Source organism: Undibacterium paludis, from assembly GCF_022568815.1.
Lineage (GTDB): Bacteria > Pseudomonadota > Gammaproteobacteria > Burkholderiales > Burkholderiaceae_D > Undibacterium.
In genome coordinates this window covers 106,734-123,069 of the sequence record NZ_JAKZHX010000019.1, presented here as the reverse complement: position 1 = coordinate 123,069, position 16,336 = coordinate 106,734, and the positions used below count along the sequence as shown (strand labels likewise).

The 16,336-nt window shown below is 45.1% G+C and carries 24 protein-coding genes; 21 read left to right on the top strand and 3 right to left on the bottom strand.

Annotated features, from left to right (window positions below; genetic code table 11):
* From LZ463_RS26010 to LZ463_RS25910, 21 genes are all read left to right on the top strand, one after another.
* A partial coding sequence (locus LZ463_RS26010) for an RHS repeat-associated core domain-containing protein (RefSeq protein ID WP_277624178.1) occupies positions 1-1,047 on the top strand: 1,047 nt, incomplete at its 5' end.
* A gap of 18 nt (positions 1,048-1,065) precedes the next feature.
* Complete coding sequence (locus tag LZ463_RS26005; protein WP_241459232.1) at positions 1,066-1,539, top strand: Imm44 family immunity protein; 474 nt, start codon at positions 1,066-1,068, stop codon at positions 1,537-1,539.
* 332 nt (positions 1,540-1,871) lie between these two features.
* Positions 1,872-2,348 (top strand): hypothetical protein, encoded by a 477-nt coding sequence (locus LZ463_RS26000; protein ID WP_241459231.1) that lies wholly within the window; start codon positions 1,872-1,874, stop codon positions 2,346-2,348.
* Positions 2,349-2,447: 99 nt separating this feature from the next.
* Positions 2,448-2,840, top strand: a complete 393-nt coding sequence (locus LZ463_RS25995) for a hypothetical protein (protein WP_241459230.1) — start codon at positions 2,448-2,450, stop codon at positions 2,838-2,840.
* 33 nt (positions 2,841-2,873) lie between these two features.
* On the top strand, positions 2,874-3,272 hold the full coding sequence (locus tag LZ463_RS25990) for an Imm44 family immunity protein (RefSeq protein ID WP_241459229.1): 399 nt from the start codon (positions 2,874-2,876) through the stop codon (positions 3,270-3,272).
* 157 nt (positions 3,273-3,429) lie between these two features.
* Positions 3,430-3,936, top strand: a complete 507-nt coding sequence (locus LZ463_RS25985; protein WP_241459228.1) for a hypothetical protein — start codon at positions 3,430-3,432, stop codon at positions 3,934-3,936.
* 106 nt (positions 3,937-4,042) lie between these two features.
* The gene (locus LZ463_RS25980) at positions 4,043-4,375 is read left to right on the top strand and encodes a DUF2019 domain-containing protein (RefSeq protein ID WP_241459227.1); all 333 of its coding nucleotides are present in this window, start codon (positions 4,043-4,045) and stop codon (positions 4,373-4,375) included.
* Positions 4,376-4,399: 24 nt separating this feature from the next.
* Positions 4,400-4,888 (top strand): hypothetical protein, encoded by a 489-nt coding sequence (locus LZ463_RS25975; protein WP_241459226.1) that lies wholly within the window; start codon positions 4,400-4,402, stop codon positions 4,886-4,888.
* 66 nt (positions 4,889-4,954) lie between these two features.
* Positions 4,955-5,332: a hypothetical protein gene (locus tag LZ463_RS25970; protein ID WP_241459225.1), complete on the top strand. Its 378-nt coding sequence runs from the start codon at positions 4,955-4,957 to the stop codon at positions 5,330-5,332.
* On the top strand, positions 5,329-5,694 hold the full coding sequence (locus LZ463_RS25965) for a hypothetical protein (protein WP_241459224.1): 366 nt from the start codon (positions 5,329-5,331) through the stop codon (positions 5,692-5,694). Before LZ463_RS25970 ends, LZ463_RS25965 begins: the two co-directional genes overlap by 4 nt.
* Positions 5,695-5,708: 14 nt before the next feature.
* Positions 5,709-6,230, top strand: a complete 522-nt coding sequence (locus LZ463_RS25960; RefSeq protein WP_241459223.1) for a hypothetical protein — start codon at positions 5,709-5,711, stop codon at positions 6,228-6,230.
* A 47-nt stretch (positions 6,231-6,277) separates the two neighbouring features.
* Positions 6,278-6,616 carry a hypothetical protein gene (locus tag LZ463_RS25955; protein ID WP_241459222.1) on the top strand — a complete coding sequence of 113 codons (339 nt, stop codon included), beginning with the start codon at positions 6,278-6,280 and terminating at the stop codon, positions 6,614-6,616.
* Between the two features lie 56 nt (positions 6,617-6,672).
* A complete protein-coding gene (locus LZ463_RS25950; RefSeq protein ID WP_241459221.1) occupies positions 6,673-6,969 on the top strand; it encodes a hypothetical protein in 297 nt (98 codons plus the stop codon).
* A gap of 34 nt (positions 6,970-7,003) precedes the next feature.
* On the top strand, positions 7,004-7,498 hold the full coding sequence (locus LZ463_RS25945) for a hypothetical protein (protein ID WP_241459220.1): 495 nt from the start codon (positions 7,004-7,006) through the stop codon (positions 7,496-7,498).
* A 22-nt stretch (positions 7,499-7,520) separates the two neighbouring features.
* The gene (locus LZ463_RS25940) at positions 7,521-8,063 is read left to right on the top strand and encodes a hypothetical protein (RefSeq protein WP_241459219.1); all 543 of its coding nucleotides are present in this window, start codon (positions 7,521-7,523) and stop codon (positions 8,061-8,063) included.
* A 57-nt stretch (positions 8,064-8,120) separates the two neighbouring features.
* Positions 8,121-8,432 (top strand): hypothetical protein, encoded by a 312-nt coding sequence (locus LZ463_RS25935; protein WP_241459218.1) that lies wholly within the window; start codon positions 8,121-8,123, stop codon positions 8,430-8,432.
* 54 nt (positions 8,433-8,486) lie between these two features.
* Positions 8,487-8,855 carry a hypothetical protein gene (locus LZ463_RS25930; protein ID WP_241459217.1) on the top strand — a complete coding sequence of 123 codons (369 nt, stop codon included), beginning with the start codon at positions 8,487-8,489 and terminating at the stop codon, positions 8,853-8,855.
* 90 nt (positions 8,856-8,945) lie between these two features.
* Positions 8,946-9,404 (top strand): STY0301 family protein, encoded by a 459-nt coding sequence (locus LZ463_RS25925; RefSeq protein WP_241459216.1) that lies wholly within the window; start codon positions 8,946-8,948, stop codon positions 9,402-9,404.
* 58 nt (positions 9,405-9,462) lie between these two features.
* Positions 9,463-9,777 carry a hypothetical protein gene (locus LZ463_RS25920; RefSeq protein ID WP_241459215.1) on the top strand — a complete coding sequence of 105 codons (315 nt, stop codon included), beginning with the start codon at positions 9,463-9,465 and terminating at the stop codon, positions 9,775-9,777.
* A gap of 350 nt (positions 9,778-10,127) precedes the next feature.
* Entirely contained in the window at positions 10,128-10,550 is a 423-nt protein-coding gene (locus tag LZ463_RS25915) for a hypothetical protein (protein ID WP_241459214.1), read from the top strand.
* Between the two features lie 53 nt (positions 10,551-10,603).
* Positions 10,604-11,023: a hypothetical protein gene (locus LZ463_RS25910; RefSeq protein WP_241459213.1), complete on the top strand. Its 420-nt coding sequence runs from the start codon at positions 10,604-10,606 to the stop codon at positions 11,021-11,023.
* Positions 11,024-11,266: 243 nt separating this feature from the next.
* Here the strand turns inward: LZ463_RS25910 and LZ463_RS25905 are convergent, their stop codons facing one another.
* The 3 genes from LZ463_RS25905 to LZ463_RS25895 all read right to left on the bottom strand — a co-directional run bounded on the left by LZ463_RS25905 (position 11,267) and on the right by LZ463_RS25895 (position 15,607).
* Positions 11,267-12,346 carry a serine hydrolase domain-containing protein gene (locus LZ463_RS25905; protein WP_241459212.1) on the bottom strand — a complete coding sequence of 360 codons (1,080 nt, stop codon included), beginning with the start codon at positions 12,344-12,346 and terminating at the stop codon, positions 11,267-11,269.
* 150 nt (positions 12,347-12,496) lie between these two features.
* Positions 12,497-13,948 carry a DUF1254 domain-containing protein gene (locus LZ463_RS25900; protein ID WP_241459211.1) on the bottom strand — a complete coding sequence of 484 codons (1,452 nt, stop codon included), beginning with the start codon at positions 13,946-13,948 and terminating at the stop codon, positions 12,497-12,499.
* Positions 13,949-14,062: 114 nt separating this feature from the next.
* The gene (locus LZ463_RS25895; RefSeq protein WP_241459210.1) at positions 14,063-15,607 is read right to left on the bottom strand and encodes a hypothetical protein; all 1,545 of its coding nucleotides are present in this window, start codon (positions 15,605-15,607) and stop codon (positions 14,063-14,065) included.
* Positions 15,608-16,336: the final 729 nt, after the last annotated feature.

The following is a 16,336-nucleotide window of genomic DNA, read 5'->3' as shown; positions in this document are numbered from 1 at the left end:
CAAAGCGACGGCATCAACACCTATGTCTGGAATGCGCGTAACCAGCTCATCCAGATCAAGGACAGTACCAACACAGAAACGGCCAGCTTTACTTATGATGCATTGGGCAGAAGACAAACAAAGACTGTCAATGGAGTCAGTACGGGCTTTGTGTATGATGGAGTGAATATTGTTCAGGAACTAAACGGGCTCAACGCAACACAGGCAGACACAGCCAGTATCAGGGCGAGTTACATCACCGCAGGGATAGATCAGGTACTGGTGCAGCAGAGCGGATCAGGATCAACAGCGACCAGTCTGACATACCTCACTGACGCCATTGGTTCGACTATCCGCCTGACAAATGGTACGGGTGACAAAGTTGTTGATTACAGCTATGACCCGTATGGTAATACCAGGGCAGATGCGGTAGTTAATAATGCATTCCAGTACACAGGTAGGGAGAATGACGGCAATGGCTTGTACTATTACCGTGCACGTTACTACTCGCCAGCGACGCATCGGTTTATCGCGGAAGACCCGATTGGGTTGGCTGGGGGGATTAATGGGTATGGGTATGTCGGAGGGAATCCGATCAGCTTTACTGATCCGTCGGGACGTTGTTTTGGGCCGTTGTTAATTGCTTGTTATTATGGTGCGGTATACGCGGAACAATTACTGATCGGGGCTGAGGTTGCTGCGGCTTTATCTACAGGTGCAATGCTGCCTGGTTTGGCACCATTTGCGAATGCTACGAAAATGGCTGCTAACACAGCACGAACATGTGAAGTAGCAGCAGTAGAAGCTATTGAAAACGTCGCAGTACATGGGAACTCGCTAAAAAGTCTCAGGCCAACCTGGGGGTATAAGCTTTTTTCAAAAGAGGGAGAAGTTTTTCTTAAAAATGGTATTACTTCCCAGCTAAATGCCGAGTCGAGATATACAAGGGAATTTATGTCAGATAAATATATGGAAAAGATTTTGTTTCCTAATAGGCTGACAGCTTATGAGTGGGAAGCAATGGAAAACATTTTTAGGCGCGGCCCTCTGAATTTGAATGGACATTGATTTGAAGGGATATAAATTATGAATTCTGAAGCAATTTTTCTAGGATGTTTTGTAAGTGGACCATCAGTTAACTGGGACGATGATCAGCGAACTAAGGAACAAGCTAAAGAAAAAGGGGGGGTGTTCAGGACATATATTTGGGGAGATGCAGGCATTTCCAAAATTTTGAAAAAACTGCGTTCTTCAGATTATGGCAGTGGGTTAAATATTATTCTTTTTCAATTTTATTTGAATCCTTTACCTTATGAATTGAATAATTTAAAGGAGATTGAAAATTATAGAAAAAAAGAGAAATCTATCGGAATACCAATAATCGCAAATAGTGAAAACTTTTTTGATAGAGAAGAAAACGAAAGGTATCAATTTTTAAGAAGCGCTATTCTAGGTAAAATTTCTTTACTGGAAAATGTCGTTAAAAGGAATAAACTTGATTTCAATGTTGAAAAATTGAGGGCAGATTTAGGACGTATTTTCGATGAAGCCTTGTCCTAAATGGTTGAGATTATGCGTGAATCCACTTGGGAAATTGTCTACCAGAAGCTGCTTCTGATATTGAGTGCCAGAGGTAAAGATAACGCATTTGGCCCAGGAGATTTTTAGCTTCTGGACGATGATTGGGGTGAAAAACATCAGAAAATCTGCATATTCAATCCAGATTTTCTGACGCCAGAACTAGTGGGGAATTGAAGAATTTTTATGCAAGAATGCCCCAGACTGGAGCATCATAATAGTGCTGGAGATTCATGATGTTGCTCCTGATGCGATGGTTGTTTCAGAGAAATCTGTAGAGTATCTGTGGGATGTAGTCGCATTAAGAAAAAAACTTGGAAGTATTTTTTTTAGCCTCAAAACAAATGCATAAACAAGTTTATGACTTAACCCTTTCTGACTTGGAAAAATATCCTGTTTGGTATTTTCCGATGGATGAGACTGTAGAAGATGAACTTTCAATAAAACCATTTGAAACTGGGAATCCGTTTTTCCCTGATCATCAAATTCTTGTTAGGACAGATTTTTTTGACAAAGATGGTCGCCAGTATGATGGTTATATTTATTGGAATTACGATAAATCAGTAGAAACGTTGCAACCCGCCATATTTGTTAATAAAGAAGAATATTTAACATTCTGGAATGGTATAAGACGTCCTTCCTGGGAAAAAGAAGGGTTATCACAACAGGTTTTGCGCGATAAATTCCCATTAGATTTCGTGAGCCAAGAGCATGCTGGTCTCCCTTCAATAAAAGGGAGGCTTTTGGGCTTATATTTTTTGGATAAGGAAAATCAAATTGATTTCATTTGAGACGTCCTCAATTAGGAGACGTCTAGAAAGAAAATGTACCTGGGTTTAATGAAAAACTCTGAACAGAAATATGAGATTAATTGATCGTGTAATGCGCAAATGAAATTTACATCAATTTGCATTAAATGCGGCTCGCAAAAAAAATGGTTTAAAGATCGTTGTCCTTCTTGTTCTTTTCTCCCGGAAGAAAAGATCGACATAGCAAAAAGTTTGATGTTGTCGATTAGTTTCGAAATTCAGTCAAACGAATACGGTAACGAGTATGCAGCTAAAACATGGCAAGAATTGCTGGAGATCGGGAAACATATTGCTAAATCTGGTAACTATGAATTCGATCAGTATCTGTTGAAAAAGGCCGAGGATGAAATTACGTCTTTGGAAAATCTCTCACCAAAAGCAGTTCTTAAGAGCGTTGTAATTTGGTTGGCGCCAGTATTGGTTGTCATATTCGGATTTATTCTTTATGTTATCTGGCAGTTTTTTAAAGTGTAAGCTGAGCGAAAAACTATTCAATTCGGTAAAGACATGAGACTCAATATCTTAGGTGACTTCGATTGGGAGTCAAAGATTGATCAGGTTCTAAAGGCATTCTCTGACGATAACTACCACGCCTACTTCCAAGAGCGGGATTATGGTATTGGACTAATTGGGATTACCATTGTTCTCATGTGTCAAGACCCCGCTTTGAATCTGAAACGACGAATACGCTTGTCGAAAAAAGAGAAGAAATTATATGTGGATATCATGCTTGATCTGCCGGAAATGAAAAGCGTCGATTTCATTAAGAAGAAAATGATAATTTCTGAATTGCTGTTGAAAGAAATTCCAGAGGTCATTTCAAAATACAAAATTGATGATTTTGATTTACAGCAGTTTGTCGAAGATTTTCAGGAAAAATTTCGTATTACATCGCCCGAATCTTAGAGTCCCGTGATGCAGGAATTATTGGCGCTGGCAAAGCAGGAGCGAAATAATTGTGAATATTGACGATGACGGTTTTGCACAGATTATGATAATCGAGCGCGAAGGATTGATTAGATGTTCTTTGATATTAGGTCATGATAAGAGATGGATTTCCTAAATGACCGTGTATGAAAAAGCTAAACCAGTTGAATTGCTAACAATTGCTGATTTGAAAAAATACCCAGTCTGGCAATATACAAATTCTCATGAAAAAATTGGGGAAACGGTTGTTCGCGCAATAAAAAGAATGCCTGTAAAAAGCTTAACAGGGAAACTTGTTGGTACTAAGGTTCGTTTCGCCAATGGCGCAGACACATGGGCGTTGATTGGAAATGTTGACGCAAGCAATGCACAACTAACGCAGCACTTCTTAACTCTTTCAATTTTTAAAGATGATAAGTGGTTTACTTTGGCGAGATATCACGATATTGAGCGGGAGCGCTTTGGTCCTGAGGCGCTTGAAATTTTTATAGGATTGACTGTTAATCAGATTTTTCCAATTACATATGACATAAGCCGTTATTGTGTAGGTGATTTAAAGGCACTCATAGGAGTGATTGAAAAGGAACCCAAAGAGAAGCTTACCAGAGCAGAAATTATTGCTTTACCGGTTCCTTTTTTATAGTGGTACAAAGCTGCATCAGTCGAATTACTGGATGCCGGTTTGATTGACAAAATTTTTGACTATCAATATAGATGGTAATTGAATTTGATTTGAAATGATGTCGGAAATGGCAAACGTAACAAGTGCGGAACAAATGGAGTTCATCAACAATGCCGAGGAATATTGGCAAGGAAGTGCTAAGCATGGAAACGCGAAAGAGCGTGCCAATAAAAAAATTGTCGCCAAATGGGCAGAAAGTGCCATGGTCGCAGATTACCTGTTGCCATTGCTTGAACACAATTCGGCAAAAGTAAGACTTGCCGCTGCTGCACATTTGCTTAACTACTCTGAGAAAGAAAAAGCAATTGAGGTGCTGCGTGATCTGGTTGATCATCCAAGCTTGATCGGTAGTTCGGCTGATGCTGTATTACGTATTCATAAAATTTCAGTGACACCTTAAATTATTTTTGAGAGAGCATATTATTTGTTAAAACTTCGTAGTTTATTATTTTTATGTGCAATTGGTGCATTGGCATTCTTTTTCCTATATAAGCAAGAACCTAAGGCGGGAACCTCACTTTCTATTCGTGTAACAAAGCTAGTTAATCAAATGACCGCTAGCAAAGAAGAAGTGATTGCTTTCGAAAATATTCAAGCTTTGGGAGACGATGCCGTGCCTTTTATTATTAGTCATCTTGACGACATGCGTTCTTTACCGGACCCTCAAATTAGTCTGTTAAATCGTTTACCTAATGCGTCGGAGAGGAGTGTACATTATGGGGCAGAACTAGTTCATGATGCGCTAGCTGCAATTCTTCGGCACATGACTAACCAAGATTTTGGAGCGTTCGATGCGGATACTCCACGTGCTGAACGTATGGAGCGTCGGAAAAAAAATCGTTCTCAATGGATTAAATGGTGCCAGCGACAATATTCATCAAGAGCAGCAGACTGCGGAATTGACGGACCGTAAGAATTCAATTGTCCTTAACAGGGATATTTGAAAAATTGAGAGCGGATTTAGGAGATATTTTCGTAAATGATTGAGATTATGCGTGAATCCACTTGGGAAATTGTCTACCAGAAGATGCTCCTGATATTGAGTACGAGGGGTAAGAATGATGCCTTTGGTGATGGAGATTTTTGGCTGGTTGACGATGACTGGGGAGCGAATCAACAAAAAGTTTGCATATTCAATCCTGAATTTTTAACACTAAAATTAGTTGATGATTTAAAAAATATTTTAAGAAAAAACGCTTTGAATTGGAGCATCATAGTGACTCTGGAAATCCCTGATGTTCCTCCTGAAGGAGTAATTATTTCAGATTCTTCTGTAGAGTATCTATGGGATCTTGTAGTGCTAAGAAAGAAGCTGGGAAATTGTTTTTATCATACCCCTAAGGCAGAAATTCGATGACGAAGAAAGAAGAGTTTTTTGCAGATATGGCAGGAGCGATAGACGCTTGGTCTAAAGCAGCAGCCAAGGCTATAACTGGACAGAGTTCTGGCCTTGATTGGGGTGCCAATATAGAATCATTCAGAAATTTTCAAAGTGCACTCTCTCTGAATAACATACCAAAAGAAGTTGTGGAAGAGATGTTCAGCGAATGTTTTCAAGGTTTAGCTCACTCTTTCTTATGCATACTGGATGGCGCAACCGCATTATCAGATACTGGTCGAATTTACGCTGTTGATGAGGACGGCATTGAGCTTGGTGATGGATTGCACGAGGAATTCGAAGAGTATTTCTATGACAGGAAAGAGTCAAAAGAAAATTGATCGAGTGGGTTTTTATGTTTTATCAAAGATTTTATATTGAGCAGCATCTTCAAAGATTCATACGTCCAAAGAGACCTGATCTTGAAAAACCGCTTCGGGATGCGTTTGATGAATTATTAGAATCTGGCAAACCACTTTCTGAGACAAGCTTGATTGCCGTGGTTGACGCTGCTTCTGATCGTTACGCAAGCGTCTACGAACTTGGTGCTACATTTTTGGGCGAGTCTGCAATTTTAGATAATAGAGCCTTGCAGATGATTCAGGAAATGGCGCTCTCAAAACATGCTCATGTTCATCACAATGCCCTGCTGTGCCTCACAGAAAAAACACAGGAACAAGTATGTCTTGGAATGATCCGTGATGGTTTGAAAGACAAAAGCTCACGAGTGCGTACTAAAGCGGCAGACTGGGCGCACAGATTGCGATTGCGAGGTGTTGTGCAAGATATCGCCAAAGTGCTGAAAACGGAGACTCACAATGAGGCGGCTCAGACCATGCGAGCAGCGATAGAGGTTTTACAAGCGGAAGAAAACTGAACGAGACCGTACTCGTTTAAAAAATAATATGCATAATAAAGAATAAAATGATTGATGAAAAATCTGAAGAATTTATTCAAAACTCCAAAGAATATTGGGTAGGTATTGATAACGGGAGTTCTAAAACTGCAAGTGCAAAAGAGCGCGCTAATAAAGAAATTGTCGCTGAATGGGTGAGGGGTGGTGTTGTTTCCGAGTGCTTATTGCCTTTGTTAATGCACAGTTCAATAGAAGTTCGATTTGCAGCGGCTGCGCATTTAATCAATCATGCAGAAAAAGAGAAAGCTATTGCGGTCTTACGTAAATTGATCAAAGAATCTGAAGGGTTAATTTCTCCTTCCGCAGTAGCTGTACTGCGTATTCACAAAATCCCTGTGACTCCTTAAATTATTTTTGAGATAGCATATATTTGAATTGCGGAAGATTTTTTTGAAGGAAAAACATGACTATTTACTGGAATAAAACCTCAATCCCGGCTCTTAAAGGATTATCCAAGCAAGAGCAATCAACCTTGATCCGCCCTGTCCTGGGCGTGGTCTGGCGACGTTGGCAGGTATGGTTGCCATTGCTGGTGCAGACGGTGTTATTTTTCTCATTCATCTTACTTGTTCCACAGTTCCCATATCGCCTGCCTGCCCTTATTGCGATTATTTATGTCACGGTCAAACTCGCGCATTTGCCTTTTCATCATTTCCTTGCACTTGAGTTGGAGAAGAAAATATTGCTGAGCAAAGCGTAGAAAAGTAAGTCAACCCTGTTAGGTGATCGCTTTTATGTGGGTTTTGTCAGTATCTGACCAAGAGAAGACAACTAACATTTCGTTTATTGAAAAGGCACATATGCATCAGAAGATTCGTAACTATCTCGCTACATTGAATTGGAGCGAAGAAGAAACTCCCCCTGTTGTCGATTTTCATCTGTACTTTTCAGGTAATAGCGTAGAGGATTGCATTGCTCCTAACGAATGGGGATTTGGCAGGCCGTCAATAGCAGAGCTTTATGCAAGATTTAAAGAAATCGCCGCTAAACCGGATGTTGAAAAAATACTGGTAGGCTTGCACACTGACTGGAATTACTCCGGCTTTGTGGACGACTTTCCACCGGCGGAAAACGTCCACATTTTTACCTCCGCTTCCCAATCTGAAGTTGAAAAATGGATAGAGGGCATGTGGGCTGATGGTGTGGTCACGGGATGGCCTTATGGGAAACCAAAGAACGCGCCAGAGCCATCTGCCGGGAACATGGTTTTCTCCGTATGCTGGGATTGACATCTAAGCGGCTTGCAAAAAAATGCACCTGGATTTAGTGAGAGACCCGGCAAAGAAATTTCCAGCAATAGATCGGCACATGGAAATTACGTCGATGCGTATATGGCATTGCAAGTACGTCAGCCTGAAATCTTTAGATCAATTTCAAAATGTGGAAGAACTGCTTATTGGGTCATTCCCTGATTTTTCATTGGACGTTCTGGAGCCACTGCATCAATTGCGGTATTTGAGTATCTTACATATGCCAAAAATATCCGATCTAGCCATTTTGGCGAATTTCGAAAATCTTGAGTCTTTATCTCTGTCGACTTCTCCTGCATGGGATGCGTCTCGAAAGTGCACTGTTGTGCAGTCACTTCTTCTTATCGCAAAAATGGCCTCGCTTAAGCATCTGGAATTGTTCGGAATTTGTCCTGAAAATAAATCGCTTGCTGATTTAGAGAACTGCAAAAAAATTGAATCAGCGAGATTTTCACAATATCCGAGCGACGAGATAGAACGATTTTACCGAAAGACTGGTCTTGAAAATCACTACAATCCACCGCCGTTATTGATGAAAATATGATCTCCAATGATTCATAATGAAAGCGTGAAATTTATCCAAAATGCCGAAGATTATTAAATGAAAAAATACCAGTTAGTTATACAGTGGTCCTCCTGTTCGATCAATACCTACGATCTCATGATCGAAGCCGAGGACATGTTAATTGAGAAATTAACAGAAGCTAATGAGGTTGATGGTCATGATGCAGGCGCTGATGAAGTCAATATTTTTATTCATACTGATAATCCCGAGGGTGCTTTTGAGGAAGTAAAAACTATCCTTGGTGGTAGTGCATATTGGATTGATATCAAGGCAGCTTACCGTGAGGTGTCAGAATCAGAATATACAGTTTTGTGGCCAGAAGGTTTGGAGGAGTTTAATGTCGCCTGAATCCTTTCAAAAACTCTCATTCACTCTTGGCCTGTTTAGAATTGAAGGTTAAACATGGCCGCTTTTAACTGGATTGTTTTTGAAGACACATGCCCGCACTGCGGCAAGACTGCTTCGATCAAGGCGCAATGCCATGTCGCATCGACATTTGATGGTGACGCGCGCGGGAGGTTTTGTAATAACACCTATCACTTAAACGAAGATATGATCTGGTGGAAAAAAGACGACCCCAGGTGGTCTCAATGGCAGGAAGGAGGGCAATTGGTGAATGAGATGTCCGGGTCGATTAACGAATGCTGCTATGCCAACTGTGAGAAATGTCACGCAGACATATTTGCGGTAGTCACATTTGAACCGGTTAAGCCAGTCAATGTGAAACAAATAGGATTAGAGGAAGATTGGCCAGAAAATTATGAAAAATAGAAAGAACATATGTCGTATTGAAAACAGTTGTAAGTGTGAGCTTACCCCTGACACACGTTTTCCTTAATCTGACACATGTTCTCAAATGAAATGAAAATCCTTCTATTGTTTGTGACACTCTTTCTCGGCGAGTCTGGTATTGTGATGGCTCAAATCTGCCCTGCAACGATTAAAGGATTTAGTCAGCTAAAACAGGATATTCCAGGATGGAAAGTTGATTCTTCTGATGATACGTTCAATCTGGGAGGGATGTCGATTGTTGAAGGACCTATAAATCAATCTGCAGAAGGCTACGAAAGGGAATTGGTTCCTCTGGAAAAAGACGGAATCCAGTTTTGGCGATTCACTAAAACAGTGGGGCGTAATGAATTGTGGATGCGCTGCTGGTATTCTGGTACGTCATTAAGATTGAGTGCGCGAATACATTCCGATGTTGTTGAGTGTACCAGGAGAAATGAACCAGATCAAAAAACACCCAGGAAGCAAAAAATTGCTGCAATGTGCGCGAACACGGAACATAAAAATGTAAAGCTATTTAGACTTGAGTGAGCATGTGAGGCTCGCACTTTTTCCTTGCCTTAGCTTTCACGCGATTGAATTGGACAACATGACTAATCAAAAGTGTCTTGACTTCGTTAAGTGGTTTGAGGATGTTCTAGATACTCGCCCTGGAATTCTCGGCTCGGTTGCGGACATCTCGGCAATGTTTTATGTTGTGGATAACATAAACAATCTATTGCTGTTTGACGAGAGATTGCCGCCGCAATTATCCTGGAATGCGTTTTTGATCGAGAAGAAATTATTTCGCGACTTGAGGGCAATCCCGGTTGAAGAGAATTGGGATTTTGAACGGTTCGTTGAATTAAGACATCAATACCTGAAATGGATTGAGGATAGACGGGCGGACAGTTCGTCGATTTGAAAAACAGAGGGTGATCTGAAAGCGGATACTGCCCATGATTCCGGCAGTGTACCTGCCAAATGCTGAGCAGGATCAAGTTCGGATGATGCTAAGCTGCATTCATAAAATGTCGAGTACCTCATAGGCTGCCTTATGACGCGATGGTTTCAAGTAAGTGAACATACTTTCACAGAGTTTGATCGAGATGCCAGTCGTGCTGATGTTGAGGCTGTCTTGCGTAAGCGCAGAGCAGGTTTTTGCTAAAATAATTCACGCTGAGAAATTATGCTTTGCCAATTCTTTGACACGTGCATTGGTGTCGTGTTCGCAATGATGCTATTGATCAGCCCATCAGGTACATATAAATAAAAATGGAATTGCCAGATTTCGATCGCTTTGAAATAGAAGACTGTGAATTAATTTCTTTGGGGCTTGAAAATGAGGGCAGGGATGTCGTCATGAAATGGACTTGCCCGGTGCGTGGCTGGCGCTGGAAGCGCCGGGTTTTCAAGGGGCTGCGGGCGGTCTTTTTCCCGCAATCAGAATTTCTTGCTTATGCCGTGGAGTTGCGGTTTCTGGCGGTGTCGGGGCTTGGCGGGTCGTATGTAGATACGGTGCATAAGACCGTTTCACCTGCTCTGTTTGTGCATGGCTCCCCGATTCTGTCAGAGTTGCGGTGTGTTCAGCTTGCATCGGGGGGCGCCCGTCTGCATGTTGAACTGGATGAGGGGACCATCGGGTTTGAATTTGCTGATTGCATCCAACGTGAAATCAGTATGGATGAGCATGTCTGAAGATGCTATAAATTAACTTGTGACCTGTCCCCGGAAATTATAGTGATGGCGATATGCAGATAATACAAAAGCTTATTCCTCAATGGCATGCTCAGCACTTGGGCTTGTTGCCTGGGCATTCAGTAGCTGAGATTGCGAATGTGTTCGTCAGTTTGGCGCTCAAGCCCACGCTTGACGTTATCGCGCTTTATTCTGCTGTCGGCGGAATGTGTGTCATGGAAGACAGCGTTTTTTGGCGTCTTTGGTCGCTGGCTGAGATTATTGAGCGAAATACAGAGTCGTCACCCTATGGGGTATTGTTCTCAGACCACTTGATCGATAGCTTTTGCTATCGTTTGAAGTATGAGACAGATGAGCGCTCGTCGGTCTACGTCGATTACGGCGATACGCACAATGTGCCCAAGAAATTATTTGATGGACTTGAGAAGTTTTTTGATGCTTACGCAAGAGACCCGCTTGAGCTATTGCAATAGTATCGGGAATTGTGATGGTCTGGCATGATTTAGCCCCTTGGCAGAGGGCTATTTCGGTTTTCATGAGTGTGATGCTCTACGCTGGCGAACAGATAACGGTTCACTTGCTTTTTTTCATCAGTTTCTTGCAACTGAATTGGAGAAAAGGCTTTTGTTGAGCGAAGCTTAACGGGTGTTTTTTCGGCGAGGGTAAGAAAGCAGTAATGTGACCTGTAGGGCAATCATGGGTGGAATCTGCGTGATTTACTGCTTGTCAGCGACGTTTATAAAGTAAGGGTCCAATTTATCCATGAGGCGGCGAACATTGAAGGCGCTTGTATTGGTCATCACCACGCTGGCGATGCCGTGATCAGGATACAGTCGCATCATGCTGTGAAAACCACCGCCAGCTCCTTCCTTGTAAAAATGCGCATTGGTTTTTTGTGGGCTGATATGCCAGCCCGGGCTTGTTGATGCCAGTGATCCCCTGTTGGTTTTCTGTGGTGTGTAGAATTGGCTACGGGAAGCATCGCTCAGAATGGCAGAATGCGGCTGCAACTGATCCTGGAGGAACCTGGCAAACCCGGCCGCTGTGCCGACTAGTCCGCCAAATGCTGCGCCGTTGACATAATGCGGGCGGATTTCCAGCCAGCGATCATGGTAAGCGCCGATATATTCTTTGCCGATCAGTAAATGCTTGAAGACATTCAGCAAGGAATATTTTTCCAGGTAGCCATGTGCATGTTCTGGGACAGTACAGATGGTATATCCAAGGTCTTGCCCAGTCATGCCCAGTGTCTGCAACAGGTGTTTGCTGATATACGAGGTAAACGGTTCCTTGCTTACACTTTCGATAAACTCCCCGAGCAGCCAGTAGCCAATATTGGAGTAGCCATACTTTGAACCTGGGGAGAACGACAGATGCTGATGTTTTTGCAGCACCGTTGTTAAGGCCATGTGCTCGTTGAAGTGTTGATGCGATGCTGGCGCATGTACCCAGCGTAAAGGGATGGGATTGGGTACGCCTGCGGTGTGGGATAGCAATCTTCGAATAGTGACGCCCGGCCCATATGGGCAGACATCGAGAAACTGGTTTACCGGCTGATCCAGATCGAGATTGTGTGTTTCAACCAGATGTAGTACGGCCGCTGCAGTGATTGTCTTGCTCATCGAGTAAGCCATCATGGTCGTGCCTGCTTTCATGGGGCTGAGGGACGCCAGGTCCGCATAACCACCGTGGTACTCAAATATTACTCCTTCTACAGTCACCACGGCATACTGGATACCAGGGACCTGCGAATCCTGGACAAGGGAATCAAGATGAGTGCGGGCGGCTTCAGACATGGTTCATCTACATCAGAAATAGTTGATTGAGTTTTTGTGCATGGATGGTAAAGCTTTTCTGTTACCTCGGCCTGCGTTTCGCCCTGCTGGACGACGATGCAGGCCATCCATGCCACCCATGTCAACGGTACTTTTCTACGATCACTGCAGTCATTTTGCAAGAATAATCGCTGGCGGGCTATAGGTTTGCGTGAAGCTGATTGTGGGGCCGGGAACGTAGACCCGTAAAATCAAAAAGAAACTTTCGTCACTGGGCGACTGCAACCAGTAACTTCCAGCAGGTAAGGTGTCGGGCTTTTCGCTTTGGATGATGATGTTCATGCCGCCCTTGGCATCGGTTTCCGAAAACTCTGGATAGTAGCCATTGATGGAATAATTGGTGGAGCCGGGGCAGAGGTTGTAAGTCGAGTTATACAAGGTCACTGACCAGAAGCCATGCATATCCGCATTGAATGGCGGGAAATTGTCTGCCGCAAAAGTCATGCTATAGCAATTGGAGCCATTCAAGTCATTGCCCTTACTGTCGATGCTGGTGTTGATATACACGGCTTCGTCCGGGTCGTTGGCGCAGATGCCTGATAGCGATTGCACTGCTGCCCGGGTAATAAAGTCGCTGTTTTGCCCGGCGCGGCCAACGTCTTGCGGTGGATACGTCCAGTTATTCACCGATTTCCCGCGGGCCTTGCTGAATTTTTTGAGCAAGGCCAATCCGTCTCTCGCCGCCCTTTGAAGGCCGATGCGGGTGGCTTCTGATTGCTTTTCTACATGCTGGCCCGGGCCGATGTTGATTGTGGCAAAGAGCCTCAGCAATTGCTGCTGGTTGATCCCCGGTGGCAAACCTGGCGGGTTTTGTGTCATGGCTTCGTTCATGGTATGCCATGCCCCTGCGGTATGGTTGTAGTCCACACCCCAGGGTATCATCACCGGTTTTTTATAGGGCGTGGGCGCATTGGGCCAGTCTGCAAGCGGCGTCAATACATACTGCTGCTGGGTGGCATTGGCCAATTGAAGATCCGCCGAGCTGCTGTTGTTGACGCCGGTGCGTCCCAGCAGGAACACGGTATCGGTGCGCGAACGCGGCAAGATGTCCGCCACGCCATCTGGCACGGTGCCGTTCCAGTGGTGTGGTGCAATCAGGTAGTTGCCTGCTTCTGTGCCTGTGGAATGCGTGCCCACATAGGCGAAGTTGTCGGCATCCATGCACACCATTTCGATCACGAAATACCGGTCGCTGACTGCCGGAACGGAGATGACGATGGGGCCTTCGCTTATGTCGAGCCAGGCTGTGGAATACAGCGTATCGGTATTGGGTGCACCCCCCGTTTGCGCGGCCGGGGTAGCCAGTTCGGCAGCGTGATGAAAGGTATTGATGGGTGCATACAGGTCAGGCAGCCCGTGTTTTTCTGAAAAATGCTTACCAGCTTCGCTGGCCCACAGCCAGCGCAATTGTGTGTTGTAAATCCAGGGGAAGCCAAAGACGTAGGCTTGAATGCCCAGTGAATAGGCATACTCTTCTTCAGCATTGTCTGGCCCAGGCAGGCTGAGTTGTGGTAACTGCAGGCTGAACTGGCTTGCGTCCGGTGTTGATGGTACGTTGCTCATGATGACTCCTGTCAGGGTTGTAATGATGGGGGCTGAAGCAAAACCGCCCCAACTGCGTAAGTCCTGTTGATGCAGGATAAGCCTTGAGGCGACTGAAAACAGCTGACTCTTTCCCTACTTGAAACATGCGCTGGTATCTTGCGGGTTCTTCGCGTTGCCAGGCATCAGCTCGAATGGCGTGAAGCGGCCAGGGGCTGTGTATTGCTTTTGCACATAGTCGGAGTACGACATCAGCGCGGCGTTCATGGCGTGCAGCCGGTTCAATGTGGAAAGCTGTTGCAGTGGCAACGTCACCAGGGCAGACTGGTAGACTTCGCCGCGTGTCCACTGCTTGCCCTGTGTGATGGTGCCGACGAGCCTGGCTTGCAGATCGGCAGCACTGTGCCCCAGTGCGTTTTTGCCGCCAACCACATCTGGCGGCAGCAGCTCAGGGTTGACGATCCAGCCCCTGGCTTTGGCAACCGTATTCCCAAAAATAATCAGCTCGTTCAATGTCATGTTGAGTGATGTGTAATCACGCAGGGGCAAGGCAGAATCACCGGTAGCCGTTTCTTCTGTATGCCCGGCGATGTGCGGCGCCGTGGCACAGGTCGAGCCAAAGATGAGTTGCAGGTTAGTGCCGTCGAGTTTCATATAGCTACCGACATCGGTGCCACCAGGAGGGGAAGGGGCATCGTCGCCACAGTAGGTCGAATGCGAAGCCGTATCCTGCATGCTATGGATATATAGCCCGATACGGGCAAGCTGCACAGGAACCGGCGGCATGGCCGGGTCTTTCCACAAGACACCCGTTGTGCGGGATTTATCCTTCAGCCAGTGGCCCAGCTCGCGGTAACTGACATCGCCATTGCTGTTGTCGAGAATTTTGGGCCCTGAGTTAAAGCTGACCTGAACACCGTTCTGTGACTGTGTAATCACCGGCACATTTCCCTGCACCGTGATCCCGGTCCTGCACGCACGGCCACTGAAATTCGAAGCGCCATTGGGCACCGTCAATCCTGCCGCGCACAGCAATCCAGGTTCATCACCTGGCTGCATGGCCCATTGCCGCATATTGGACAAGGAACCCTCATACATATCGTCAATCACGACCGGATAGCCAGGTACAGGGAAATGAAACGGGTAGACGGCCTGGATGCCACTGGCGCCATGTACGTCCGTGCCTGCACCGTTTGGAGAAAACGGCAGCACGTAGTGATACAGCGGGCCATCGGTCGTGTTATTGATGCGCTGAAATCCATTAAATTGGGCTGTGATATACGACTGCCCTGAGTTGCTGGCAGAGGCTTGCACGCCGCACTGATCAATGGGGGCATACTGCGTGTAATCTGCCACTTCATTGTAGGCAATGATCCAGTACGCCACGTCGGCCCTGTACCCCAGTGCTTGCGCCAAAAAGTAGGTGGCATCTGCATGGATCATGCTTCTGGCGGGGACGGGCGCAGCAATTTGCTTGACCGCCTGGCCAAGCTGCGCCGGACAGGCTTTTCCTTCAGACGGTGTCTTGGCGCATGCCGCGCGCGGCTCCACGCAGGCGACGATCTTGTGGTCTTGCGGGGATGCACAGAGATCCTCAAAATAGGCATGTGCTGCTTGTGGCGCAAAGGAAAACATCGCCAACAGGGGAGCCCCTTTACTGAGCAGATGTTGAATTTTCATGTGACGGAATCCCAAAATAGGTTTCGTGCAAACCAGTACAAACACAAGCTTGACGAAGATTGTTGATATGAGGGGTGTTGATCAAAAACACGACGATTGCGACAAGGATGTTTAATAAATGCCGGCAGAGACACTTGCAGAACGACGCCCCCCAAGCGGGTGTTGATGAAGGCCTGGGGTATAAAAACAGTGAAATAAAGTAAAGGACTGGCGAAATCAAGGACTGCCATTGCTGGCAAAAACAAGATTATCATAAAAGCATCTATGATTGACATAAATGCCACTAAATTACTTAAAATACAACAGGTTCAACGCGTTTTCCCTCACCATGATTTGGGCAAAATTGTCGCAGACGGCTTTTGCGTCAGCCGCGCATGGATCACACTGAGTGCAACGAGCACAATGCACCCCAAACCCACATTCCCGCCTGCTTTTAGCGGGAAGCCATCGTTGATCAAGCGCGCAGACAACAAGACGAGCTAGGCTGATCAAATATGAATAATTGTTACAAAAATCTTAATTAAACCATTGACTATTTAATAATCAAGTGCAACGATGGGATCGTTTCCTGTCACTGTTGGCGTCCATGAAGGCGCATGTCGCGGTAGTCAAATACCGGAGCAGGATGTTTCCGCATGGAAATTGTGCTATGCTGGTATTTGATCGTTGAGCACCATTTTTGGGCATCAATTCATGCAGTGGGAGATGTAGGGCGGGCCCTGGTGGCTG